A 23,332-nucleotide genomic window follows, 5' to 3' on the forward strand; every position below is an offset into this window, starting at 1 on the left:
GGCCTCCCGTGCGTTTCTCCTCTCGCATGGGACGGGACACGCCCAATGCCATAGCCCGCGCCGAGGCGACTGCCCGCGACCGGGGCGTCCGGCTGCGTCCTCTTAACGACTCGAATCCCACGCGACATGGGCTCGGGCCCTCGGAGCTGCCCGGCGTCTACGAGGCCGACCCCCGCGGATCCCTCGCCGCCCGGCGGGAGCTGGCGCGCTTCCTGACCGATTCCGGTCGCGGCGGCGAGGGGGTCGTCGACCCCGATCATCTGTATCTTCTCGACTCGACCTCCGAGGCCTACGCCTGGCTGTTCATGCTGCTCTGCGATCCGGGCGACGCCGTGCTGGCACCCGTTCCGGGCTATCCTCTCGTGGATTCCCTGGCGAGGCTCGTCGGAGTCGGGGTGCTTGACTACCGCCTGCGCTACGACGGCTCGTGGACGGTCGACATGGCCGATATCCGACGCATCCTCGAATCCCCGGAGGGTGGACGCATCCGCGCTCTGGTGCTCATCAACCCGGACAATCCGACCGGTTCATACGTCCATCCGGAGGAGCGCGCGGCCGTCATCGACCTGTGTCGCCGACATGGTCTGGCCCTGATCGCCGACGAGGTCTTCTTCGGATATCCGCTTGAGCCGCTGCGGGGTCGGCGGCGTCTGGCGGGGGAGGAGGCCGTCCTCACCTTCGCCCTCGACGGGCTGTCGAAAAGCCTGGCCGCTCCGCATGCGAAGGTGGGCTGGATCAGGGTGTCGGGTCCGGAAGACCAGGTCGCCGAGGCCCTGCGCCTGCTCGACCGGATCGCGGACGACTTCCTTCCGGTCTCCGCCTGCGTCGCCGAGGACCTTCCGCGCCTGCTGGCCGCTGTGGAGGGGCGGACGGGCGCGGTCCTCGACCGCATAGGCGACAATCTGCGTCGGCTGGAGGCGATTCTCGCCTCGCGCCCCCGCTGCCCGGTCTCGCTGATGCGTCCCGAGGGCGGATGGAGCGTGGTGCTGCGCATCCCCTCCGTGATCGATGAGGACTCCCTGGTCCTGCGGCTTATCTCGCAGAAGGCGATGACGGACCAGCCGGGATACTTCTTCGACATGCCCGGGAGCGGCTATCTCGTTCTTTCGCTGCTGCCGGAGCCCACGGACTTCGTCGAGGGGGCGACCGCCGTCCTCGACCTCGTCGACGCCATGCTCGAGGGGCGGTAGGGCGGCAGAGGGTTCCGACGCCGTCCGGTCAGGACGGTCGCAGGCCCTGTCGGCGTTCTCGGACAAGCGTCGCATACGCGTCGAGCACCTGCGTCACGGGTCCCTGCGACACGAGGCGTCCCTCGTCGAGAAGCAGCGCCTCCTCCACCGCCGGACCGGAGGCGGAGACCACGTCGAGGTCGTGGGTGGCGAACACCACCCGTGGGCCCGATGCGAGCAGGACCTCGCGCATCCGCCGGGCGTCGGAACCCTCGAGGCCGCGTGTGGGTTCGTCGGCGACGAGCATCCTCGGCGAAGGCGCCAGCGCCACCGCGATGGAGAGCAGATGTCCGTGCAGAGCGTCCAGGGCGTCCACGGGGCGGGCCGCCTGCGTGTTGAGGCGACACAGGGCCAGCAGGTCCGCGCTGCGGGCCTCCCGTTCTCCCCGCGGCCACCCGGCGGCGTCCACAGCCCCCCGGACGACCTCCCCGACGGTTCCGAGCCGACGGAGCCGGGCGGGGAGCCGTTCGGGGTCCATGCCGACGACAAGCCCTGAGAGGCGACGGCGGTCACGTCGTCGAGACGGGTCGAGGACATCGCCACCGGCCTCGACGCGCAGCGAGCCGGAGAAGGGCGACAGCGAGCCGTCCAGAACACCCAGAAGAGTGGATTTCCCCGATCCGTTCAGGCCGATGACGGCCGTCGACCTCGCGGCGAGGATGCAGCTGACGTCACGGAGACCGACGGATCCGTCGCCATAGGCGTATCCGAGATGGTCGAGCACGAGCCGGATGCCCTGGTCCCCGTGGACGGGTGCGGGTGCGAACGGAGCTCCGTGGAACAGTCCCATGCATCCCATTCTAGGTGTCGTGCGGTTGCGCCCTATGACCACGCGAGGAACCACGAGGACACCGTGTGATAGGCCTCCGGGGACATGGTGATCAGCGGGTTCTCCCTTCCGATGACGAACAGCGAGGCCACGGCGATGGCGAGGGTGACGAGCATGGCGGCGAGCGCGACAAGACGGGTCGCGACGACCACCGGATGCCTGTCCTTCCGGGCCGATGTCAGCAGCGAGGCCATGGCGGTGACCGCGGGGATCATGACCAGCCAGGAGAAGTCCGAGGCGTATCGCCAGGCGAGTCCCCCCTCGGCGGCGTCCACGGCCATGATCGCCAGGGACAGCAGCGCGCAGGAGACGAGGAAGGGATGCAGACCGCCCCGTCCCAGACGGCGGCGCATGAAGGGGGCGACCAGGGCCAGCGCGGCCGGCGGACAGGTCGGCAGGAGTCCGCCGACGACCGGCGAGGAGTAGCCCCAGCGAGGGAAGGAGGTCGCGGCGACGGATATCCACGGGAAGGCGTCCGTGACATGGGGTCGGAGGAGAAGATAGTAGCCCAGGATCGGCACGAAGTTGGCGAGCGGCATCCGGTAGGCGGTCATGTCGGTGACCGTCAGCTGGTAGCCGACGCCGAAATCCAGAGGGGACCCGAAGCGGACCATGTTGTAGGCGAGCAGCGGGACGACCACGAGGGTCGCCGGTCCGAGAACCGTCCCGCACAGAGCCGCCACGGTGCGTCCCCGCAGGGTGTGGCGTCGGGCCCCGACAGCCAGGGCCTTGAGCTGGGGCAGGAAGATGGGGAAGGCCGTCAGCGCCGCGAGGGCGAAAGGCGGCCGGCACCCCAGATTCGCCGCCAGGCACAGCGACCCCGCAGCCAGGTGGGGGATGCTCACCGCCGGGGCGCCCTCGATGGCGAGCAGATGCCGTCGGCGGCGCCCGTCGGCGGCGCCCAGCCACAGCCAAAGGCCCAGACAGCTGAACATCAGCGAGGCGACGAAGGGCACGGTGTAGAAGTTGCGCTGATACCACAGATACGACAGGCCGGAGCCCAGAACCATCGCGGCCAGCGCCATCGTGGCGGCCGCAAGGCTGACGCGGGGCACCGTGCGACGCAGAACCCGCAGCACCAGCAGCGAGGCGACGATGAGGAACCCGCCCAGCAGCAGAGCCACGGCGGACGCCGTGGGCAGAGCAAGTCCTCCCGGTGTCCACAGGCTCGTGACCGCGCGGTAGGGCAGGAAGAGAAGCACGGCGGGAACGACCCCGAAGTAGGAGTACCAGCGACCTGAGTGGAACGCGTAGTCCCAGTAGACGGGGGTCACCCCCCGCGAAAGCAGCGCCTGCCGCAGGGCCGGATCATAGGGGTCGGAGGCGGAGGACAGGGCGTCGGGAACGGGCAGATCGAGCCAGGCGTGCCCGTGCAGCAGTGCGGAGGCGACGTGGTCGTACTGCCCGAAGTCATACGTGTATCCGCCGGAGTCATGGAAGACCGTCGGATAGTCGTACGCGATCTGCAGGGCGGCGTCGCCGACCGCCAGGGCGGCGACGGCGAGGATCAGACCGATTCCTAGTGCCTTCCGGCGCCCCTCGGAGGGGTCCAGACGAATCCTCCACCATGACGATCCGGGCCTCCAGGCCGCCAGCAGCAGCGCCAGCGCACAGATGACCGCCACGCGGATCCAGGAGACCTCGAAGGGCACCCTGACGTTCGCCCGTATCGCGGTAATGGGGACGAGGGAGCCCTTGGGCTCCTGAATCCACAGACGGACGACCGCGGTCGCATCCGTGCGCAGATACATCGACCGGGCCACCGACGTCGTCACCGATGTCGCGCGTCCCGTTCGGCCGTCCGAATCCAGACGCACGTTCACCACGGTCAGTGCGTCGTCGACGTCCCTTCGAGGGATCGAGGCCGCGTCGATGCGGGCGTATCCGGATGTTCCGTCGGCGCTGACGTCAAGATAGGCTTCGGTGGGGTCCGTCACGCGCAGCAGACCGTCCTTCGTTCGCTCCAGCCCCTCGCCGAGCGTGTTCGACGCGGATGCCGAGTCCGTGCTGGCCGACAGCGTGGTCCAGAAGGGGAGGTTGAAGACCACGATCTCGAGAAGCATGACGATCGCCGCGATCGGCGCGACGACGCGCGCTAGGCGTCGTACGCGCCCGGGCATGAGGGAGTCCACGGCCATTATTCTATAAGCGTCATGTCGTCACGACCCGAAAGGATTGCTGCCATGTCCCCATATACGAAGCCCTCCGGTTCCGCGGGCGGGTCCTGGGACGTCGGCGCCGCGTCCGGGAGGGTCCGGGCCCTGGGCCGCCGTCTTCTGATGGCTCTTGTCTCCGGCGGTCATGGGAAGGGCGGGAATCAGGCCGGTCTGCCGGCCGACGCGAAGGCGCTGGAGGAGCTTCGCGACAGGGCGCTGCGGCTGTCGCCCGTGACGAAAAGGCACGCCTTCACCGGATTGTCGGGAGTGCCCGAGGGGATGACGATGGGATGGGCTCAGCTGGAGTCCACGGTCGGACGCGGATTCTCCATAGGAGTCTTCATCGGCCGTGGACGTTTCGCCCCCATAGCGTTCGCCGATGACCGTGGCCGGGTGTTCGCGGGGATGGACGTCCGCATGGACGTCCACGGCGTCGAGCCCGAGTTCATGTTCACCCGGGAGAACGACGGACTGGCGCGGGACGGCTCGGGGTTCGGCGGTCGTGACGACGATGGCCGGAACGGAATCGACGCGGCGGGCGTGCCCGTCGTGCAGGGCGGCATGGTCGGGCGCGACTCTGCCGGCGTCATGATCTGGTTGGCCTCCTGGATGAAACGCCACGGCAGATACGAGCTCGGTCAGCTCCGCATGCCGCTGCCCCCGGCAAGGCGGCGTGACCTGGGCTACCGGGATGCCCTCACTCTGGGATTCCTCGCCGCCTATCTTCTTCCGCGCTTCGCCGGGCTGCTTCTGGGATTCGGGTCGGGGAACGTCTTCCGCCGCCTCAACAGGGAGGCGCCCATAGGCGCGATTCGTCGCAGCGTGGCGGACGCACGCCGGGCGCGGGCCCATGGCCTGCGCGTGTCCGGGCTGGAGGAGCATTTCATCGATCTCATGGACGAGGCCGGGGTCCTGGGGCCGCTGCCGGGTCTGGAGCCGGTGCACGGGGCCGAGCCCCTGCATCTGTACACCTCGAGCTATTCGGGAGGCTTCGTCTTCGGGTGGGGGGACTCCCTCGCCTTTCCCGCGATCCTCAGAAGCCTGCGCATCGAGGGGAACCTCAATCGCTTCGCCGCGGTGAGCGCATGCCTTGAGCGCGGCATGCGCCTGGGGTCGTCGCTCACCGAGGACACGGTCACCAGGCGTCAGGCCGCGAGGATGGATCTCGCGCTGCTCGCGGATCCCGCCATCATCGCCCTTTCGCACGAGGATTCCGTCAGCGTCGACCCATTGAACGACAACGGGATCGACCCGGTGATGCGTCTTGTGGATGTCGCCCGCGCCACCGCGGAACGTCTCGCCGGCGAGGATGCGTCGGCGTCAGGCCGCGCCCGTTCCTCCGAATGGACGTATCGCCAGACCCTGGCCCTGCTCGTGCGCAGCCTGCGCCTCCCCTACCGATTCGACACCGAGTTCCGGTCGGACCTCGCGAGCGGATCGGTCGCCATGGCCTTCACCACGGCCGGGCTCTCGATGATGCCCGCGCATCGCTATGACGCCGCCACCGGGCGGTGGCTGGACGTCGACGAGGCGGAACGCGCCGCCATGAGCGCCGACTACAACCTCCGCGTCGGCATCATGATGGCCGCCATCGGCTTCGGAGCCGATCCCCGGGTCTCGAGCGTGTCCCTGCACGTCGACTCGATCGGTCTCGAGGAGGCGGTCGCGGAGCAGGACGGCGCGATCGCACGTCTGATGAGCCAGGCGCTGAACGCCTTCGAAAGCATGCGCACGGCCGACAGCGGCATGCGTGGGTCCAAGGCCGATCCCAAGGACGGCGACGTCCATGGGAACAGCGGGCTGACCTCCCGTGTCCAGCCGTTCGGCGACGGTCGCGGACAGGCGCCGGCCGTCGGTCCGGCGAAGGATTCCCCCGAATCGGGTCCCGAAGGCCCGACGCTCGCCGGGTCGGTGGGCACGGGGCCGATGGACACGGCGCCGCAGCCCGCTTCGACCTCCGCGGATTCTCCCGCGGCGTCGTCACGGTCCACGTCGTCCGTCTCGTCCGAGGCCGGCTCCTCCGACCCGTCCGGGCAGGATGGCGCCGATGACGGGGCTCTGGACAACCGTTTCGAGGACCTTATGCGGAACGGTGACATCGACGAGGTGGCCTTCAGCATGCCCGGGGACAACCGAGCGGACGCCGACGACGGAGCGTCCGGTTCGGATGCCGCTTCCGGCGGATCCCCCGATGCCAAGGCCCATGGCTCCGGCGACGACGATTCGCCGGACGCCGACGACGGCACCGATTCGCCGGAGGATCCTCTTGCCGCCCTGCATCGCAATCCCACGGTGCGCAGCCTGGTGACGGTGACCTTCACCCGCGACCGCTTCCTCACGCTGCTGCGCCGCCATGGCCTCAACGATCCGCGTCTTGTCTACCGTTGCTTCGACGCGGCCATGGACGTCGATGGCCAGGCCGGTCTGCGTCCCATCGACGCCGGATTCGACCTGCGCGATTCGCGTTTCTCGCCTCCCGGATCACAGGAGGAGCCGGAGCTCTCCGACGCGCCTCTGCCTCGTCGCGCCCGTCGGATTCTGGGGACGTCGGACGTCACCGGGCTGTCCATCCAGCGGGAGGACCTTCTGCAGCGCGCCGTGACGGATTTCCATCACCTGGCGGCGGATGGCGCCACCGACAGCGTCGTCCGCGCGCAGAGGTCCATGGCCATCGTCGACGCCCTGGGCGACCCCGAGCTCAGAGGCATCGCCTCGGACGTCGGCGCCGCCATCATCGACGGAAGGGACACGCCGGACCCCGACTTCGCGCTGTCCCGGCAGCTCGACGCCCAGAGGGTCAAGGCGCGCGACCTGCTGTTCTCGGGACGGACCGACCAGGCCTTCGATCTTCTCGGCAAGGCCGCGGCCGAGGTCGACGCCCGATTCGCCTCGGGGTCGGGCGTGCCCCGCTACTTCAACTCCTATGCCGAACGGGTGGTGTACAACCGCCTGTTCGCCACGCCGGGGGAGCGCACCGTGCTCATCCCCGACAACCTCTTCTACACGCATCTCGAACTGGCGGACGCCCTGGCGCAGATCCGCGGCGTGGATGCGGCGCTTCCCCATCTCAACGCCATGGTCTCGTATGCCCCGGCCTATGCGCTGTCGCATATGAAGCTCGCCATCCAGCTCGCCCGCAGCGAGGACTGGGACTCGGCGAGGGCCGCCTGTCTCAACGCGCTTCGCGTCGCCCTCGACCGTGACGACGCCGCCTTCGCCTACTACCGCTTCGCGTACGCCTCGTGGATGCGCGACGAGTTCGACGTGGCCATGGCCTCCTATGTGCTCAGCGCCCATATCGCCCCGGGGCATATCGCCGCGCTGGATGGGGAGATGAGCGAGCTGTCGGCCAGGGCCCGCTCCCAGTGCATCCCCGTTCCCCAGGACGTCGACGCCGCCAAGCGGGTGCTGCAGGATCACGGTCTGCCGGTGTGGCCGCACACCGAGGTCGGCTCCATCGTCCGCGAGGCCGCCCGCGTCTGCGTGGACGAGGGTCTTTTCGTTCCCGCCCGTACGCTTGCCCTGGCGGCCGCGCGCATGAACGACACCGACGTCGACGGAGTGGATCTCGTCCAGGTGCAGTTCCTGCGCTCCCTCAACGCCTGACGCAGGTCCCCGGATCCGCTCCTGGGCGCATCCGGGCGCGGGCTCGATTATGGTCCGAGGGCGCATGAGCCCGTCGCCTAGAATGACAGGGGTGCCCCGATGAGGTGAGGATCGTCATGCAGGGCGGTCATGACCCACGGAACGAGGGAGCGAGGACATGGCGGTTGCAGAGAGAGGCGATCTCCCCGAGAGTCCCACGGTCCTGGTGGGGTCGGCGGTGAAGCCCGGAGAACCTCAGGCGACGGGAACGACCGAATGGGTGGCGGCGCTGCGCCCCACCGACGCGGACGCGCTCCCGCTGGACTCTCTGGACGTCGCGAGGCTGTCGCCCGAGGTCGCCCAGAGACTGTGGACCCGGCTTGCGGCCTGGGTGGAGTCCGACCAGATCGCCTACTACGTCAACGATGCGCCGGTGTCCTCGGACGCCGCCTACGACGCGCGCATGCGCTGTCTGCAGCGGCTTGAGGCGGCCTTCCCGGAGCTGGACTCCGAGCAGTCCCCCACGCGCCGGGTCGGGGGGGCCATCTCCAACGACTTTGCCTCGGTGCGCCATCCGTCCCGCATGCTCAGCCTTGACGACGTCTTCTCCCTTGGGGAGCTGCGCGACTGGTACGACGGCGTGCGCTCCGACCTCGACCTGCCGGCGGACGAACCCCTTCCCATGACCTGCGAGGTGAAGATCGACGGTCTGGCGCTTAACCTTCTCTACCGCAACGGTGTGCTCGACCAGGGGCTGACGCGCGGTGACGGCGTCGTCGGCGAGGACATCACCCTCAACGTGCGGACCATCGGCACCATTCCGCAGAACCTGTCCGGTCCGGCCGGGGACGTCCCCGAATTCGTCGAGATCCGCGGCGAGGTGTTCATGCGCTGGGACGACTTCCGCGTGCTGAACGAGGCCAGCGAGGACGCGGGGCATCCGCCCTTCGCCAATCCGCGCAACGCGGCCGCCGGATCGCTGCGTCAGAAGGACCCGCGCATCACGGCGCGTCGGCGGCTGAGCTTCTACGCCCATGGCATCGGCCGGCTCGAATGGGGGACCTCCTTCGCGCATTCCGGTCATGACGTGGTCGCCGACCAGTCCGAGGCGTATGCGCTGTATGAGAAGTGGGGCATCCCCGTCTCCCCCCACAACAGACGCGTGACCCGCTTCGCCCAGATCGAGGACATGATCGCCTACTACGGCGAGCATCGGGGCACTATCGAGCACGCCCTCGACGGCATCGTCGTCAAGGTGGACGACCTCGCCCTCCAGAGGCGGCTGGGTGCCACCTCACGTGCCCCCCGCTGGGCCATCGCCTACAAATATCCTCCCGAGGAGGTCAACACCGACCTGCTGGACATCACCGTCCAGGTGGGACGCACCGGGCGCGTGACGCCGGTGGCGGTGCTCCGGCCCGTGTACGTGGCCGGGTCGACGGTCTCCCGGACCACGCTGCACAACCCCTCCGAGGTGAGACGCAAGGGCGTGCTCATCGGCGACGTCGTCACCGTGCGCAAGGCCGGGGACGTCATCCCCGAACTCGTCGGACCCGTCGTTGAGCGTCGCAGGGGACGGGAGGAGGAGCTGCGTGAATTCGTCATGCCCGAGCGCTGTCCCTCCTGCGGGGCGCTTCTGGCTCCGACGAAGGAGGGGGAGAAGGACATCCGCTGCCCCAACGTCGAGTCCTGTCCCGCCCAGCTCACCGAACGCGTCATCAGCCTGGCCGCCCGCAGGGCCCTCGACATCGAGCATCTGGGGGAGCAGAGCGCCATCGCCCTGACGAACCCGGAGGACGACCGCCCCGATTCGCCGGCCACGTACGCGCCCGGCATGCGGGAGATCCGGGTCGCCCCCGGCGAGGAGCCGGAGCCCTACGAGCCGGCGGAAGGTCTGGTCCTTCCCGACCCGCAGACGCCCGTGCTGGACGGTGAGGCCGGACTCTTCGCCCTGGACGTCCGGATGCTGCGCCACGTCATGGTGTGGCGACAGATCCCCATCGTGGAGGTGTCCGAGCAGCGTGACGGGAGAACGGCCCGAATGCGACGCGTGCGCCGGCCCCGCGGAGGTTCGGGACTCTGGATGCAGGTGCCGGCCTTCTGGACGTCCCCCGCGCCGGCCCCCAGGGTTCCCGCCACGGATGGTCAGGCGGTGCAGGGCAGCCTGCCCGGAGCGGAGGAGGACGAGGACGAGGCCGCGTCGACGGACCTCTATCCCGGGTTCCTCGTTCCCTCCGACGCGATCGTCGTCGACGTCAGACGGACAACGGCGCGCGACGGGACGACCGTGCGCCGACCGATCATCGTCCGTCCGCTGGAGACCACTCGCGCGATGCTTGAGGAGATCGACAAGGCTCGGCATGCGGATCTGTGGCGGGTGCTCGTCGCCCTGTCCATCAGGCATCTCGGCCCCCCCACGGCGCGGCTGGTGGCCTCCCGGTTCGGGTCTCTCGACGCCGTCGCGCACGCCACCGCCGAGGAGCTGTCCGACATCGACGGCATCGGGCCTGAGATCGCCGAATCGGTCGTCGGATGGTTCGCCGCGGCGAAGACTCCGGGCGACTGGCGTGGACGCATCCTCCAGGCATGGACGGCCGCCGGACTGGGATCCATCGTCGAGCACAGCGGCCTGCCGCGGACGCTGGAGGGCCGCACCCTCGTCGTCACGGGGTCGCTGGAGGGCTTCACCCGCGACTCGGCCAAGGAGGCCATCATCCGGCGTGGCGGTAGGGCCTCCGGTTCCGTAAGCCGCCGTACGGACTACGTCGTCGTCGGCGCGAATCCGGGTTCCAAGGCGGAGAAGGCCGAGGAGTTGGGCATCCGCATGCTGGACGAGGCGGCGTTCCGTCGTCTGCTGGACACCGGGTCTTCGGATTAGGCCGGCCTTTCGGACATCGGGTCGCCGGTTCCGGCCGGGTGGTCCGTCGAGGCTTCGGCTTCCGGGTGCGCGGTGCACGGCTCTGGCATGGCGCGTCCGAGGCGGATAGGGTGGACCCTGCGCCATCGCGAGGGTGGCCATGCCGCGGACCCGCTTCGCAAAGCATGGCCGCGTCCCGGCGCTGGCGGCGAAGGAGGATCGGATGACGGATGCACGGACGACGGATGACGACCAGGACGGGGATGACCAGGGCGATATGGCGCGGATCGAAAACGACATCCGCGCCAGGCTGGCGAAGGTCATCGATCCGGAGCTGGGCCGCTCCATCGTCGACCTGGGCATGATCGCCGCGATCCACGCCGCGCGGAGAGTCTCCGACGGAGAACCAGGCGAAGCCTGCGATGAGATCCCCGATGAAACGTCCGCCGCCGTCGCGCAACGGGCATCGACATCGGCGTCAGGAGAGTCCCTGTCGCGCCCCGACGACGCGGATGCGTCGGATGATCGCCTGCCGGACGAACGGAGCGTCGTCGACGTCACCGTCCGCGTCGAGCTCACCATCGCCGGCTGCCCGCTGTCGCGCACGATCACCGAACGCATCACCCGGGCCCTGTCCTCGTATCCGGACGCGCTTCTCGTGCCGCACATCGAGGTCACCTCGATGAGCCATGAGAAGCTCGAACGGCTCGTCTCCTCCCTCAAGGCCGAACGGCGACGAAACCCCTTCAGCCGGCCGGGCGTGCGCACGAGGATCTTCGCGATCGCCTCCGGGAAGGGAGGCGTGGGCAAGTCCTCCGTGACGGCTAACCTTGCGGCCACCTTCGCCGCCCTGGGCTACAACACCGCCGCCATCGACGCCGACGTCTATGGTTTCTCGCTGCCGACCCTGTTCGGCGTCCACCGGCAGCCCACGGACGTCAACGGGATGCTCATGCCCGTCGTCTCCTGGGGAGTCAAGCTCATCTCCATCGGCATGTTCGCGGGTTCCGATCGGGCGATTCTGTGGCGCGGTCCCCGTCTGCAGCGCTCTCTGGAGCAGTTCCTCTCGGACGTGTGGTGGGGCGAGCCCGACGTCCTTCTGCTCGACATGGCCCCCGGAACCGGCGATATGGCCATCTCCGTGGCGCAGACGCTTCCCAACGCCGAACTCGTCGTCATCACCACTCCGCAGGAGGGCGCCTCGCAGGTCGCCGTGCGTTCGGGGCTCGTCGCCCTGCAGGTCCCCATGCGCGTGCGCGGCGTCGTCGAGAACATGAGCTGGTTCGAGCATCGCGGCGAGCGTCTGGAGATCTTCGGACGCGGGGGAGGGGAGCGGGTCAGCACGCAGCTGACGCATGACCTGCATCATGACGTTCCGCTGCTGGCAAGGCTCCCGTTCGACCCGGCTCTGCGGGAAACGGACGAGCAGGGACGTCCCGTGGTTCTCGACGAACGCGGGAGTCTTGCCGGCACCCCCCTGTCCGACGCCTTCGTCGGCCTGGCGCAGCGTCTGATGGAGCCCGGCGATCCGGAACGGGGAGAATGAGACGATGCCCGTCGCGGCCCTTCCCGAGGACTGCGACGGACACCTCGCATCCGGTATGAGGAAACGCACAGCGGCATGCAGACCCAAGCCGGAACGTCCTTGATGTGTGTGGGCGGACGGGAGCCGCCACCATGCCGTCGAACACGGCCGTCGCCGCGGTGCGGAATGGGCTGCCGGGAGGCGACGACGATCTCTTGGGGAATATGGAACGACCCCCGGGCCGAAGCCCGCGGGGGTCGTCATGGAACGGAGCGATCCGAACCGACTCAGATGGCGAAGTACAGCTCGTACTCCAACGGGGTCGGGGCCAGACGGGCCTGGTCGATCTCGCCGCGCTTGAGGTCGAGCCACGTTTCGATGAGATCGTCGGTGAACACGTCGCCGGCTCCCAGGAAGTCATGGTCCTCCTCAAGGGCGTTCAGAGCCTCGCTGAGCGAACCCGGCACCTGCTTGATGCCCTCATGCTCCTCGGGGGGAAGCTCGTAGAGGTCCTTGTCCACGGGGGCCGGAGGCTCGATGTGGTTGAGGATGCCGTCCAGACCCGCCATGAGCTGGGCCGAGAAGGCGAGGAACGGATTCGACGAGGGATCCGGTGCGCGGAACTCGATGCGCTTCGCTGCCGGACTCGTGCCGGCCAGCGGGATGCGGATGGCGGCGGAGCGGTTGCGGGCGGAGTACACGAGGTTGACGGGCGCCTCGAAGCCGGGGACCAGACGGTGGTAGGAGTTCAGCGAGGGGTTCGTGAACGCGAGCACCGAGGAGGCATGCTTGATGAGTCCGCCGATGTACCAGCGGGCGATGTCGGACAGCCCGCCGTAGCCCATCTCGTCGTAGAAGAGCGGCTTGCCGTCCTTCCACAGGGACTGGTGGCAGTGCATGCCGGTGCCGTTGTCCCCGGCGATCGGCTTCGGCATGAAGGTCGCGGCCTTGCCGGCGAGAGCGGCCGTCTCATGAACGACGTACTTGTACTTCATGAGATCGTCGCCGGCATGCTGCAGCGTGTTGAAGCGGTAGTTGATCTCCTGCTGTCCTGCGCCGGCCACCTCGTGGTGCGAGCGCTCGAGGATCAGACCGACCTTCTGCAGATTCGCGACCATGTCGTCGCGCAGATCCTGGTTGTGGTCCTGCGGGGGGACGGGGAAGTAGCCGCGCTTGACGCGGTTCTTGTAGCCGATGTTGGGCGTGCCGTCATCCTCGACGTCGACGCCGGAGTTCCACGGCGCCTCGATCGAATCGACCTCGTAGAAGGAGCGACGCATGCTGTTCTCGTAGCGGACCTTGTCGAAGATGAAGAACTCCGCCTCCGGGGCGAAGGAGGCGGTGTCGGCGATGCCGGTGGACTTCAGATAGGCCTCGGCCTTGCCGGCGACCTGACGGGGATCGCGCGAATAGGGCTCATCGGTGAGAGGGTCGACGATCGAGAAGGCCACGTCCAGCGTCTTGTGCTTGCGGAAGGGGTCGATGAAGGCTGTGGACACGTCGGGAACGAGCTTCATGTCGGACTCGTTGATGGCCTGGAAGCCCTGCACAGAGGAGCCGTCGAAGGGCATCCCATCGGTGAAGGCGTCCTTGATGAATTCGCTGGCGGGGACCGTGAAGTGCTGCTGGACACCGATCAGATCGGTGAAGCGCACGGACACGTATTCGACGCCCTCCTCATTGATGAGGGCCTCGGCATCCGCCTTGGTCTTGAGTGCAGTCAATGGACCGCTCCTTTCATATGAACCTACGCAGCCCAGTCTAAAAGGGCGGGTCCCACTGACTCGCCCTGTTGGGTTACGAGAATGTTTCGTCGTCTAGCGACCGCGCATGGCGCGACGGCTGACGCGAGGCGGACGGAGCGGGTCCACGCCTTTGGGGATGCCGTACCCGTGGACGCGACGCAGGGTGCGCAGGCGGTCGTTGAGCGTGGACAGCTCGGTTTTGGTGAGGATGAACCTTCGCCGCGGATGGATCCTCGCCAGCAGGGGATTGGAGTGTGAGGTGGGCTCGTAGCTCTTGCAGCGCATGACGGTGCGGCGAAGGTCGCGCAGACGCACGTCGTGGCTGCCGGTGCCGACGACGATGCGGTACACGGGGATGGACGACCCCGCCGTGACCCCGCGGATGGCACGCTCCTGATGCTCCATGGCTCTGGCCACCCGTTCGTGGTCGCCCTCGCCGAGCAGATAGACGCCGTTGTACCCGGTGCCCCGCCACACGGCGTCCTTCGTCTTGGGATCGATCCACACGGGCTCCTGAGGGAAGGAGAAGCCCGCCTTGCTGATGTTGCCCAGCACGCCGATCGCCGCGCCGGGGCGTCCCTCGAGCTTCGCGTAGCCCACCCTGTCCGCACGTCTGGTGAGGACCATCGTGAACAGAAGCATGCCGAGCATCACCGCGGTGATGAGCACCAGCACCCAGGTGAGGGGCGACCATCGCATGACGAGGCCGAGGATGACGGCGACCGCCACGGGAAGCGCGAACGCCGCCGCGACCACCCAGGGAAGGGACCTGTCCTCGGCATGCGTGTACCGGTAGATCTGCATGATCTGCGCGATCATGCCGGGCTTCCTCCCGGACCCCTTCTTCTCCTTCGCCGCCATTGGCTCGTTCCTCCTCCGTCAGTATGGTTCTTCAGCGGTCGCGCCCGCCGAGCGGGCCTGCCCATGGGCGCATATCAGGCGTCGCTCCGTGGCCACGGTTCGCATTGCGCCACTCTACTCCCTGCCCGGCCTCGCCCGCGGCGTCCTACGAGCGCGTGTGCAGCGGTCTGCCGTCGGCCTTGAGCAGAGCCTCCCCCAGGGTCTCGCTCATGGTGGGATGGGGATGGATGAGCGAGGAGGCCCGGTGCACGGGGACCATGCCTCCGACGAGCTGCTGCGCCTCGGCGATGAGGTCGCCGGCCAGAGGCGCCACCATATGCACGCCGAGCACCACCGGCTCGTCGCCGCAGCCGTCCCGGAGCCCGCTGACCACGCTGAGCGCCCCCGTGGAGCCTGACATCACCATCCTTGCGTTGGACAGCATGGGATAGACGGTCTCGACGGGGTCATGGACGTCCGTTCGGGACCTGGCCGTGTCCAGGGTCATGCCCACGCTCGCGGCCTCGGGTGAGGAGAACACCACCTGCGTGACGGAGTCATCGTCCACCGGGTCGGGATTTTTCCCGGCGATGGCCTCGGCGACGACGATTCCCTGGGCGAAGGCCCTGTTCGCCAGAGCCGGACCCTTGGTCGCGTCGCCGACGGCCCACACACCGATGGCCGTGGTCCTGCCCCAGGCATCCGTCGTGATGCAGCCGGAACCGTCCCTGTCTACGGCGAGGGGGCCCAGCCAGGGGACGTTCGTCGCCGGGTCGCGCCCGATCGCGGCGAGGACGAACTCGCCGTAGGCGGTGACGTCGGTCTCATCCGCGCCGAGACGGTAATGAACGGTGGCTCCCAGATTGACGCCCGTGTCCACGCGGGACACATGCGCATCCGCGACCACCTGCACGCCCTGGCGCCTGAGCTCGCGCGTGAGCGTCGTCGCCGTCCGACGGTCCCAGGCCGACAGCACCCGGGAATGCCGGATAAGCATCGTCACGTCGCATCCCGCCTCGTTCCAGAGGCTGGCGAATTCCACCGCCACGGCGCCCGATCCGATGATGACCACGCTGGAGGGGAAACGGTCGAGGGACAGGGCCTGGGTGGAGCTGATGAGAGCTCCGCCGAAGGGCGATTCGGGAAGAGGACGGGGTGAGGATCCGAGCGCCAGGACGACGGACCCTGCCCGCAGCTCGACGGCCTGGCCCTGAGGCTCGGGTACCCCGGCGCGGACGAAACGCTCGACGGCCTGCGTGCCGGTGACCGCTTCGATGCGCACTCGGCGGTCGGTCCCGGCCGCCGTAGACGCCGCGGCCGATCCCGCCGGATCGGAGGGGGCCGGCGCGTCGCCGGCGGACACGCTCGCCTCGCCGCGAAACACCGTGACTCCGCGATGGGCGAGCAGACCCGCCAGCCCCTTCGTCATGGTGTCGACCACATGAAGGCGATAGGACCGCAGCCGACCGAAGTCGATTCCGTTCAGTGTCGCGTCGATCCCCATCTCGGTCGCCCGCCGGATGGTGCCGATGGCATGCGTGGCGGTGATGATCGCCTTGGAAGGGATGCATCCCCGGTTCAGACAGGTCCCTCCCAGAGCCGCTCCGCGGTCGACGAGCGCGACCGAGAGACCCAGTTCGGCGGCTCGAAGAGCCGCCGAATAGCCTCCGGGACCGGCGCCGATCACGACCACGTCATAGTGCTCCGGTGTTCCGGGATCGGTCGGGACGGTCGGCGTCCCCCCATGGTGGACCTGCCCGTATGCGGCCCGGTTCGGATCGGATGCCGTGGAATCCCCCCGCGAAGCGGGCCCGTCTGACGCCATCCCATGGATGTCGGACATGTTCTCGTCTCTCCTCCCTGCGGCGTCGCTGCCGCGGACCGGAACCGGCGGATGCCGGTCACCGGGGTCGGTCTCACCCCGCCGCGTTCACGATCCCACGGCGTCGTACGATTTTCCGGGTTTTCACGGCGTCTGCCGAAACGTCGCCGCCCTCCCCGCCGGCCGTCCGGCGCGGAACGGCCGGCATCACTCCGGCCAGCGGCCCCGTTTGGGATACCGCGGCTTGGGAAGCCTCCACCGCCTCATCTGGATGGACCGGCTCCATGCGTACGACGCCGATCGCGAACCCTTCGCCACGGCGCGTTCGCCGAATCTCTCGATCAGGCGGCGTTTCAGCCGCCTCCACATGAGGACGACGTCGATGACCACCGCGAGCAGATACACGTACATGAGCAGCAGCAGAGGGACGGTGAGCCGGGGCCAGGTCGAGGTGACCGCCATCGACAGGATGAGGATGCCGAAGGCGACGGGCATGAAGAACTCGCCGACGTTCCATCGGGCGTCCACGTAGTCGCGGATGAACACCCGCCATGGCATGCGCTCCGCAGCAGGCATATGGGCGAGGTCGCCCGTGCGCATGGCCTCGTACTCCGTGTTCTCCTTCTCCTTCAGGCGTTTGCGGGCCTGCTTGGAGCTCGCCTTGCGGTCCTCGGGAACCAGGGGCCGAAGACGCTGGCGCTCCGCCTCCCGTCGGCGAGGGGTGGGACGTCCCTTCCCCGTCGTCTGGGGGTCCCCGCTCCCGTCCGCCGTCGCCGTCTCGTCGCCGTCCGGGCCGCCGTCGGCGGACCCGTCCTTGTCATCGCCTTTGCGCCAGGGGTTCCATGTCATGCTTTGCAGGCTACGGTCACGCCTCGACGCGCGAGGGCCTCTCTTCGCACGGAGGCGGCCCGGTCTGCCCGTCGTCATCGTCACCACGTCGCAAGAGTCCGCGCGATCGGGAACGGGGCGTTCCGGTCCGACGTCCGAGGACGGCACCGCCCCTGCGGCCAGAAGACGTCCGGCGTCCCCCGATGGCGTTCGCGCATCCGCCGCGGACGTAGCATCGGAGAGGAATTCGCCCCGACGATGCGGGCGTCGGCCACGAAGGAAGGGAGACGGATGACGATGAACGAGACGGCTTCGGGAATCGATGCGGGGAGGGTGTCCGCCCTGCGGAATCGGGTGGACGACGACTTCCCTCGGGTGGTGGACGTGCTGTCGCGGAAGATCGCGCTGGCTTCGGTGTCCGCCAAGGGCATCGGCTCGGAGACGATGAGGAGATCGGCCGAGTTCGTGGCCGGGCTGCTGCGCGAGGCCGGCGTGGCCGCCAAGGTCTCCAGGGCCTCGGACGGTCCCGACGCGGCATGGGAGGTCGTGGGGTCCCGGATCGTCGATCCCGACGCCCCCACGGTGCTGCTGTACGCGCATCATGACGTCCAGCCCGTCCCCGACGCCTCGCGATGGGACACCGACCCCTTCGTCGCCACGGAACGCGACGGAAGGCTTTTCGGACGGGGGGCGGCCGACGACGGGGGAGGCATCGCCATGCACTCCGGGGCGCTGCACGCCCTGGATGACGGATTGAACGTCAACGTGCGCGTCTTCATCGAAGGCGAGGAGGAGATGGGCTCACCGGGGTTCATCCCCTTCATCGAGGCGCATCGCGACGAGTTCCGCGCCGACGTCATCATCGTCGCCGACTCGGGGAACTGGTCCGCGGACATCCCCAGCCTCACCACCAGCCTGCGGGGCAACACCTCGGTGGACGTCACGGTGCGGGTGGCCGACCATCCCGTGCATTCGGGGCAGTTCGGCGGTCCCGTTCTGGACGCGGTCACCCTGTCCTCGATGCTCATCTCCTCGCTGTACGACGCGCAGGGGGGGCTTGCGGTGCCCGGTCTCGACTCGCAGGCCCCCGTCGGTGGGCTGCAGCGTGACCTCGCCGAGGCCACGCTGCGGGCCGACGCCGGTCTCGTGCCCGCCTACCGGCTCGCGGGAACCGGCAGCCTGGCCGAAAGGACGTGGACCCGCCCCAGCGCCACGGTCATCGGGTTCGACGCGCATCCGGTGGACGGGTCCTTCAACGTCATCGCCGATTCGGCGCGTTTCCGGCTGTCCGTGCGCACCGCCCCGAGGCAGGATCCCGTCGAGGCGCAGAAGGCGCTGACCCGCTTCCTCGTCTCCCACGCGCCCTTCGGCGCGGAGGTGACGGTGGAGCCGCTCGAGAACGGACGAGGCTGGGCGATGGACCCCGACGCCCTCGCCGTCCGGGACGCCCTGGCAGCCATGGAGGTCGCGTTCGGCGTGCCTCCGATCAACAAGGGCGAGGGAGGGTCGATCCCCTTCATTCCCGAGCTGCAGCGGATCTTTCCCGCGGCCCAGGTGCTCGTCACGGGGCCGGAGGATCCGAAGGCCAACGCGCACAGCCCCAATGAGTCGATCTCCCTGTCCGGACTCAGGAACAACATCCTCGCCGAAGCCCTGATGCTCGACGCTCTCGGGCGCGGCAGGAGGGGCTGAGGCCGCGTCCGGCTCCTCGGCATGGGGCCGTGGGACGCATCGGATTCCCGGAGCGTCGCGACCGTTCCGCAGTCGTCGGAGCGCCGGTCGTTCGACGGCGTCGGTACCGGGTCGGGGGGCCGCTCTAGACTTTCCAGCTGACACGGGGGCTGTGCCGTTCGCGGCATGGCTGAGATGGGGCCGATTGGCCCCGACCGATTGAACGTGAATCCGGACAATGCCGGCGCACGGACGTCGCTTCCCGTGCCTGACCGCGCACGCAGCGTGCGCCCGACGAAAGGCACAGCATATGACATCCTCATCATCATCCGATCCGGTCGTCCCCTCGCGACCCGGCCTGAACTGGCGGGTCGTCGACATCGCCGTGGCGTCCGTGATCGGCGTCGCGAGCGCCCTCATCTACTGGGGCGTGGCCATCGTCACCTATGCGCCGTGGGAGACGCTCGACGCTCTCGTCCCGGGACTGCCCGGCCTGTTCAACGGCCTGTGGCTGTTCGCGGGCCCACTGGCCGCCGTCATCGTGCGCAAACCCGGTGCCGCGCTGTACGCCGAGGTCGTCGCCGGCATCCTCGAGGCGCTGATGGGCAACATGTGGGGAGGCGTCGAGACCTTCCTCATCGCCCTCGTGCAGGGTCTGCTCGCGGAGGTCGTCTTCGCGGCGTTCGCCTACAGGCGCTGGGCGCTTCCCGTCGTGACTCTTTCGGGCGCGCTCTCGGGCGTCGGCTGCTGGGGATACTCCTTCTTCACCCATCTGCAGGGCATCAGCGCCACGGGCAGCTACGGCGTCGTCTACTTCATCACCACGACGCTGTCGGGGGCGGTGATCGCCGGGGTGCTCATGTGGTACCTCTATCTGGCCATCGCGAGGACGGGGGCGCTTGATTCCTTCGCCGCCGGTCGCGCCGTGCGCTCGGAACGGGCCTGACGACGGATCCGCTCGCGACGACGGCCGTCCCGATGCCGGTCGGTGATGGTTCGCCGACCGGCATCGCGGGACTTCCTCTGGTCTTCGACCACTGGGGGTTCCGCCATCCCTCCCGACGGGACTTCGCGGTGAAGGATCTCGACCTGCGGATCGAGGCGGGACGGCACGTGCTTCTGCTGGGCGCCTCCGGAATCGGCAAGTCGACGATCCTTGCGGGGGCGGCCGGGATCCTCGGGACGGATGCGGGGTCGGAGGCGACCGAGGACGTCGACGGGGGCGTGACCGAGGGGCGCATCCTCGTGGGGGGAGTGCCCACCGCGAAGGCCCGCGGTCGCGTGGGGCTGGTGCTGCAGGACCCGGACGCGCAGACGATCTTCCAGAGGCTGGGGGACAACGTCGCCTTCGGCCCCGAGAACATGGACGTGGCCCGAGACCGCATCTGGGAGCGGGTTGACGAATGCCTCCACGCGGTGGGGCTCGACGGCGTCGAGCTTCATCGCCCGGTGATGCATCTGAGCGGCGGGCAGCTGCAGCGCCTCGCGCTGGCCGGGGTGCTCGCCATGCGGCCCGGCGTGCTTCTTCTTGACGAGCCGACGGCCAACCTCGATCCCGACGGCGTGGATCAGGTCGTGGATGCCGTCGGTGGCGTGGTGCGGTCGACCGGGGCGACGATGGTGCTCGTCGAACATCGCGCCGAACCCTGGGTGGACCTGATCGACCGCGTTGTCGTCCTCGGACCTGGCGCGGCCGGGGCGACGGCGACCCGGAGGGAGCCGGAGGGGGACCGCGAGGCGTTCCCCCTCGGGCCCCCGACGGTCGTCGTGGCCGACGGCACGCCCGACGAGGTGTTCCGCGACGGGTCGCTGGACCTCGCCGGGCTGGGGGTGTGGGTGCCCGACCGCTACCGGCGTCCCCGGGACGTCGTCATGCGCATCCGCACCGACGACGAGCCTCCCTATCCACCCGACAAGGGGACGGGGACGCCGGTGCTGCGCGCCGAGGACCTGTCCATCGGACGGGATGGCCGCGCCATATCCGAGCATATCGACCTGACCTTCTGCACGGGTCAGATCACGGCGCTCGTCGGCGCGAACGGGGCGGGGAAGTCGACGCTGTCCCTCACCCTCGCCGGTCTGCTGCCGCCCGTCGCCGGCACCGTGAAGGCCGTCGGCCCTCTCGCCGAAGGCCTGGAGGACCCGGAGCCCCTGGCGTGGAGCTCCAGGCGGCTGGCCTCGCGGATCTCCTATGTGTTCCAGAACCCCGAGCACCAGTTCGCGCGCGGAACGGTGCTCGAGGAGGTCATGCTCGGCCCGGTGCGGACCGGGATGGCCGAAGGAGAGGCTCGGGACAGGGCCACCGGTCTGCTGCGGCGCTTCGGGCTCGAACGCTACGCCGCCGCCAATCCCTACACGCTGTCCGGCGGGGAGAAACGACGCCTCACCGTGGCCGCCGCCCTCGCCGCCACCCCCACCGTGCTCATCCTCGACGAGCCCACCTTCGGTCAGGACCGACGCACCTGGATGCAGATCGTCCGGCTCATCCACGGGCTGCGGGGCGACGGGGTGAGCATCATCGTGGTCACGCACGACCGCGACCTGGTCACGGCTCTTGGCGCCCGCATCGTCGAGCTCGTCCCGAAGGGGTCGACCCGGGAATGGGCGTCCGGCGCGGCCGATGCCGTCGATGGCGCCGGAGAGCGGCCTCGGGAGGATTCACGGATCGCCGTCAGCCGCGTCGAGGAACGGCATGAGGACGTCCGTCCGTCGAGCCGGTCGCGCTTCCTCGCCTCTCTCAACCCCTCCTATCGTCTTATCGGGGCCTTCCTCTCGACGCTGCCGCTGCTGTTCAGCCTCGACGTCGTGTCGGCCTCCGTGGCGCTGGGTCTGGAGGTCGTGGCCCTGGCCATCATGGGATTCACCCCGTGGCGCGTCATCCGGTCCTGCTGGCCAGTCATCATCGGTGCCCCCGGATCGGCCCTGGCCGTGCTCCTGTATGGCAAGATCGGGGGCGACGTGTGGTGGCGGTGGGGGATGATCGTCATCAGCGACAGATCTGCCGACCTGGCCGTCGCCACCGGGATCAGGATCCTCGCCGTGGGCATCCCCGCCATCATCACGGTGCTGGGCATCGACGCCACCGACCTGGCGGACTCCTTCAGCCAGGTGCTTCATCTGCCGGACCGCTTCGTGTACGGCGGGCTTGCGGGGATGAGGCTCTTCTCCGTGCTGCGCGACGACTGGGCCGCTCTGACGGCCTCCCGGCGCAGTCGCGGTCTGGGAGACGACAACGCGGTGCGAGCCTTCCTTCCTCAGGCCTTCGCTCTTCTCGTCCTGTCCATCCGTCGCTCCACCTCGCTGGCCACGGCGATGGAGGCGCGGGGCTTCGGGGGGACGGGTCCGCGCAGCCATGCGCGAGTCAGCCTGGTGAGGACGCGCGACCGCCTGTTCCTCGTCGGGTGCCTGGCCGTCCCCGCCGTCGCCCTGGCCGCCGCTGCCGTGACGGGAAGCTTCGCCTTCCTCGGCGAATAGGGGCGGGACCGGGTCGGACGGAGGATTGCGGGAGTCGGTGAAAGGACGTCGTCCGGAGGATGGCTCCGGAGATTTCGGACGATGACGACGAGGCCCGGATCCCCAGGGGATCCGGGCCTCGTGCGTGACCGCCCGCGACGGGCGGGAATCAGCGTCCGGAGACCGCGGTGTGCCTCGTCACCGGACGGGTGCGTCGCGCGGCGTGATGACGCAGCGGGGCGAGCTGGAAGACGTCGTCGGAGGCCTTCGCCACCTCGGGACTGTGCGTGACGATGATCACGCAGCGGTCCTCGTCATGGGCCAGGGAGTTGAAGATGCCCATGATGTCCTCCTGTGTGGCCATGTCGAGGTTGCCGGTGGGCTCGTCGGCGATGATGATGGACGGATCGTAGCTGAAGGCGCGCGCGATGGCCACCCTCTGCTGCTCGCCGCCGGACAGGTGCAGGATGCGCTCGTTGGCGTACTCCGCGGGAAGATGCACCTGGTCGAGCAGGTCGAGGGCGATCTCCTTTTTCGGCCGGTCGAATTTCTTGCCGGAGGCGTCCATGGACAGAATGATGTTCTCCGAGACCGTCAGCGAGGGCAGCAGGTTGAAGCTTTGGAAGATCACCCCGATGTCGTGGCTGCGGTAGCTGTACCTGTCCTGCTTCGCCAGGTCGTGCCCGCGGTAGAGCACCTTGCCCTCCGTGGGTGTGGCCAGTCCCGAGATGAGGGAGAGCATCGTCGTCTTGCCTGCTCCCGAGGGGCCGGTGATGGCGTGCACCCTCCCCG

Annotated in this window: 14 protein-coding genes and 1 riboswitch; of the genes, 7 read left to right on the forward strand and 7 right to left on the reverse strand. The window is 68.9% G+C overall.

Annotated features, from left to right (window positions below):
* Positions 1–26 precede the first annotated feature (26 nt).
* Positions 27–1,190 carry a pyridoxal phosphate-dependent aminotransferase gene (locus RWX87_RS01355; RefSeq protein WP_314686117.1) on the forward strand — a complete coding sequence of 388 codons (1,164 nt, stop codon included), beginning with the start codon at positions 27–29 and terminating at the stop codon, positions 1,188–1,190.
* A gap of 28 nt (positions 1,191–1,218) precedes the next feature.
* Here RWX87_RS01355 and RWX87_RS01360 read toward each other — a convergent pair whose 3' ends face one another.
* Positions 1,219–2,019 carry an energy-coupling factor ABC transporter ATP-binding protein gene (locus RWX87_RS01360; protein ID WP_314686091.1) on the reverse strand — a complete coding sequence of 267 codons (801 nt, stop codon included), beginning with the start codon at positions 2,017–2,019 and terminating at the stop codon, positions 1,219–1,221.
* 32 nt (positions 2,020–2,051) lie between these two features.
* A complete protein-coding gene (locus tag RWX87_RS01365; RefSeq protein ID WP_314686093.1) occupies positions 2,052–4,196 on the reverse strand; it encodes a glycosyltransferase in 2,145 nt (714 codons plus the stop codon).
* 45 nt (positions 4,197–4,241) lie between these two features.
* Between RWX87_RS01365 and RWX87_RS01370 the strand changes: the two genes are divergently transcribed.
* The 3 genes from RWX87_RS01370 (at position 4,242) to RWX87_RS01380 (ending at position 12,202) form a co-directional block, all read left to right on the forward strand.
* Positions 4,242–7,820, forward strand: coding sequence for a tetratricopeptide repeat protein (locus RWX87_RS01370; RefSeq protein WP_314686094.1), 3,579 nt, complete (start codon positions 4,242–4,244; stop codon positions 7,818–7,820).
* Positions 7,821–7,977: 157 nt separating this feature from the next.
* On the forward strand, positions 7,978–10,677 hold the full coding sequence (gene ligA / locus RWX87_RS01375) for an NAD-dependent DNA ligase LigA (protein ID WP_314686095.1): 2,700 nt from the start codon (positions 7,978–7,980) through the stop codon (positions 10,675–10,677).
* Positions 10,678–10,879: 202 nt separating this feature from the next.
* A complete protein-coding gene (locus RWX87_RS01380; protein ID WP_399552264.1) occupies positions 10,880–12,202 on the forward strand; it encodes a P-loop NTPase in 1,323 nt (440 codons plus the stop codon).
* A gap of 266 nt (positions 12,203–12,468) precedes the next feature.
* Here RWX87_RS01380 and glnA read toward each other — a convergent pair whose 3' ends face one another.
* The 4 genes from glnA to RWX87_RS01400 all read right to left on the reverse strand — a co-directional run bounded on the left by glnA (position 12,469) and on the right by RWX87_RS01400 (position 17,437).
* Positions 12,469–13,905, reverse strand: a complete 1,437-nt coding sequence (glnA, locus tag RWX87_RS01385; protein ID WP_314686098.1) for a type I glutamate--ammonia ligase — start codon at positions 13,903–13,905, stop codon at positions 12,469–12,471.
* A 93-nt stretch (positions 13,906–13,998) separates the two neighbouring features.
* Positions 13,999–14,787, reverse strand: coding sequence for a DUF4191 domain-containing protein (locus RWX87_RS01390; protein ID WP_314686100.1), 789 nt, complete (start codon positions 14,785–14,787; stop codon positions 13,999–14,001).
* Between the two features lie 145 nt (positions 14,788–14,932).
* The gene (locus RWX87_RS01395) at positions 14,933–16,609 is read right to left on the reverse strand and encodes an FAD-dependent oxidoreductase (RefSeq protein WP_314686102.1); all 1,677 of its coding nucleotides are present in this window, start codon (positions 16,607–16,609) and stop codon (positions 14,933–14,935) included.
* Positions 16,610–16,795: 186 nt separating this feature from the next.
* Positions 16,796–17,437, reverse strand: coding sequence for a DUF3043 domain-containing protein (locus tag RWX87_RS01400; protein ID WP_314686105.1), 642 nt, complete (start codon positions 17,435–17,437; stop codon positions 16,796–16,798).
* A 276-nt stretch (positions 17,438–17,713) separates the two neighbouring features.
* On the opposite strand from RWX87_RS01400, the gene RWX87_RS01405 reads away from it, so the two are divergent.
* The 3 genes from RWX87_RS01405 to RWX87_RS01415 all read left to right on the forward strand — a co-directional run bounded on the left by RWX87_RS01405 (position 17,714) and on the right by RWX87_RS01415 (position 22,561).
* Positions 17,714–19,108 (forward strand): dipeptidase, encoded by a 1,395-nt coding sequence (locus RWX87_RS01405; RefSeq protein ID WP_314686119.1) that lies wholly within the window; start codon positions 17,714–17,716, stop codon positions 19,106–19,108.
* Between the two features lie 132 nt (positions 19,109–19,240).
* Positions 19,241–19,358, forward strand: a riboswitch (TPP riboswitch).
* Positions 19,359–19,397: 39 nt separating this feature from the next.
* Positions 19,398–20,033: an ECF transporter S component gene (locus RWX87_RS01410; RefSeq protein WP_314686107.1), complete on the forward strand. Its 636-nt coding sequence runs from the start codon at positions 19,398–19,400 to the stop codon at positions 20,031–20,033.
* Between the two features lie 32 nt (positions 20,034–20,065).
* On the forward strand, positions 20,066–22,561 hold the full coding sequence (locus RWX87_RS01415; RefSeq protein WP_314686110.1) for an ATP-binding cassette domain-containing protein: 2,496 nt from the start codon (positions 20,066–20,068) through the stop codon (positions 22,559–22,561).
* A gap of 148 nt (positions 22,562–22,709) precedes the next feature.
* Here the strand turns inward: RWX87_RS01415 and RWX87_RS01420 are convergent.
* The coding region (locus RWX87_RS01420) for an ATP-binding cassette domain-containing protein (RefSeq protein ID WP_314686112.1) at positions 22,710–23,332 on the reverse strand (623 nt) is incomplete at its 5' end.

The organism is uncultured Bifidobacterium sp., assembly GCF_963540075.1.
Taxonomy (GTDB): Bacteria; Actinomycetota; Actinomycetes; order Actinomycetales; family Bifidobacteriaceae; genus Bifidobacterium.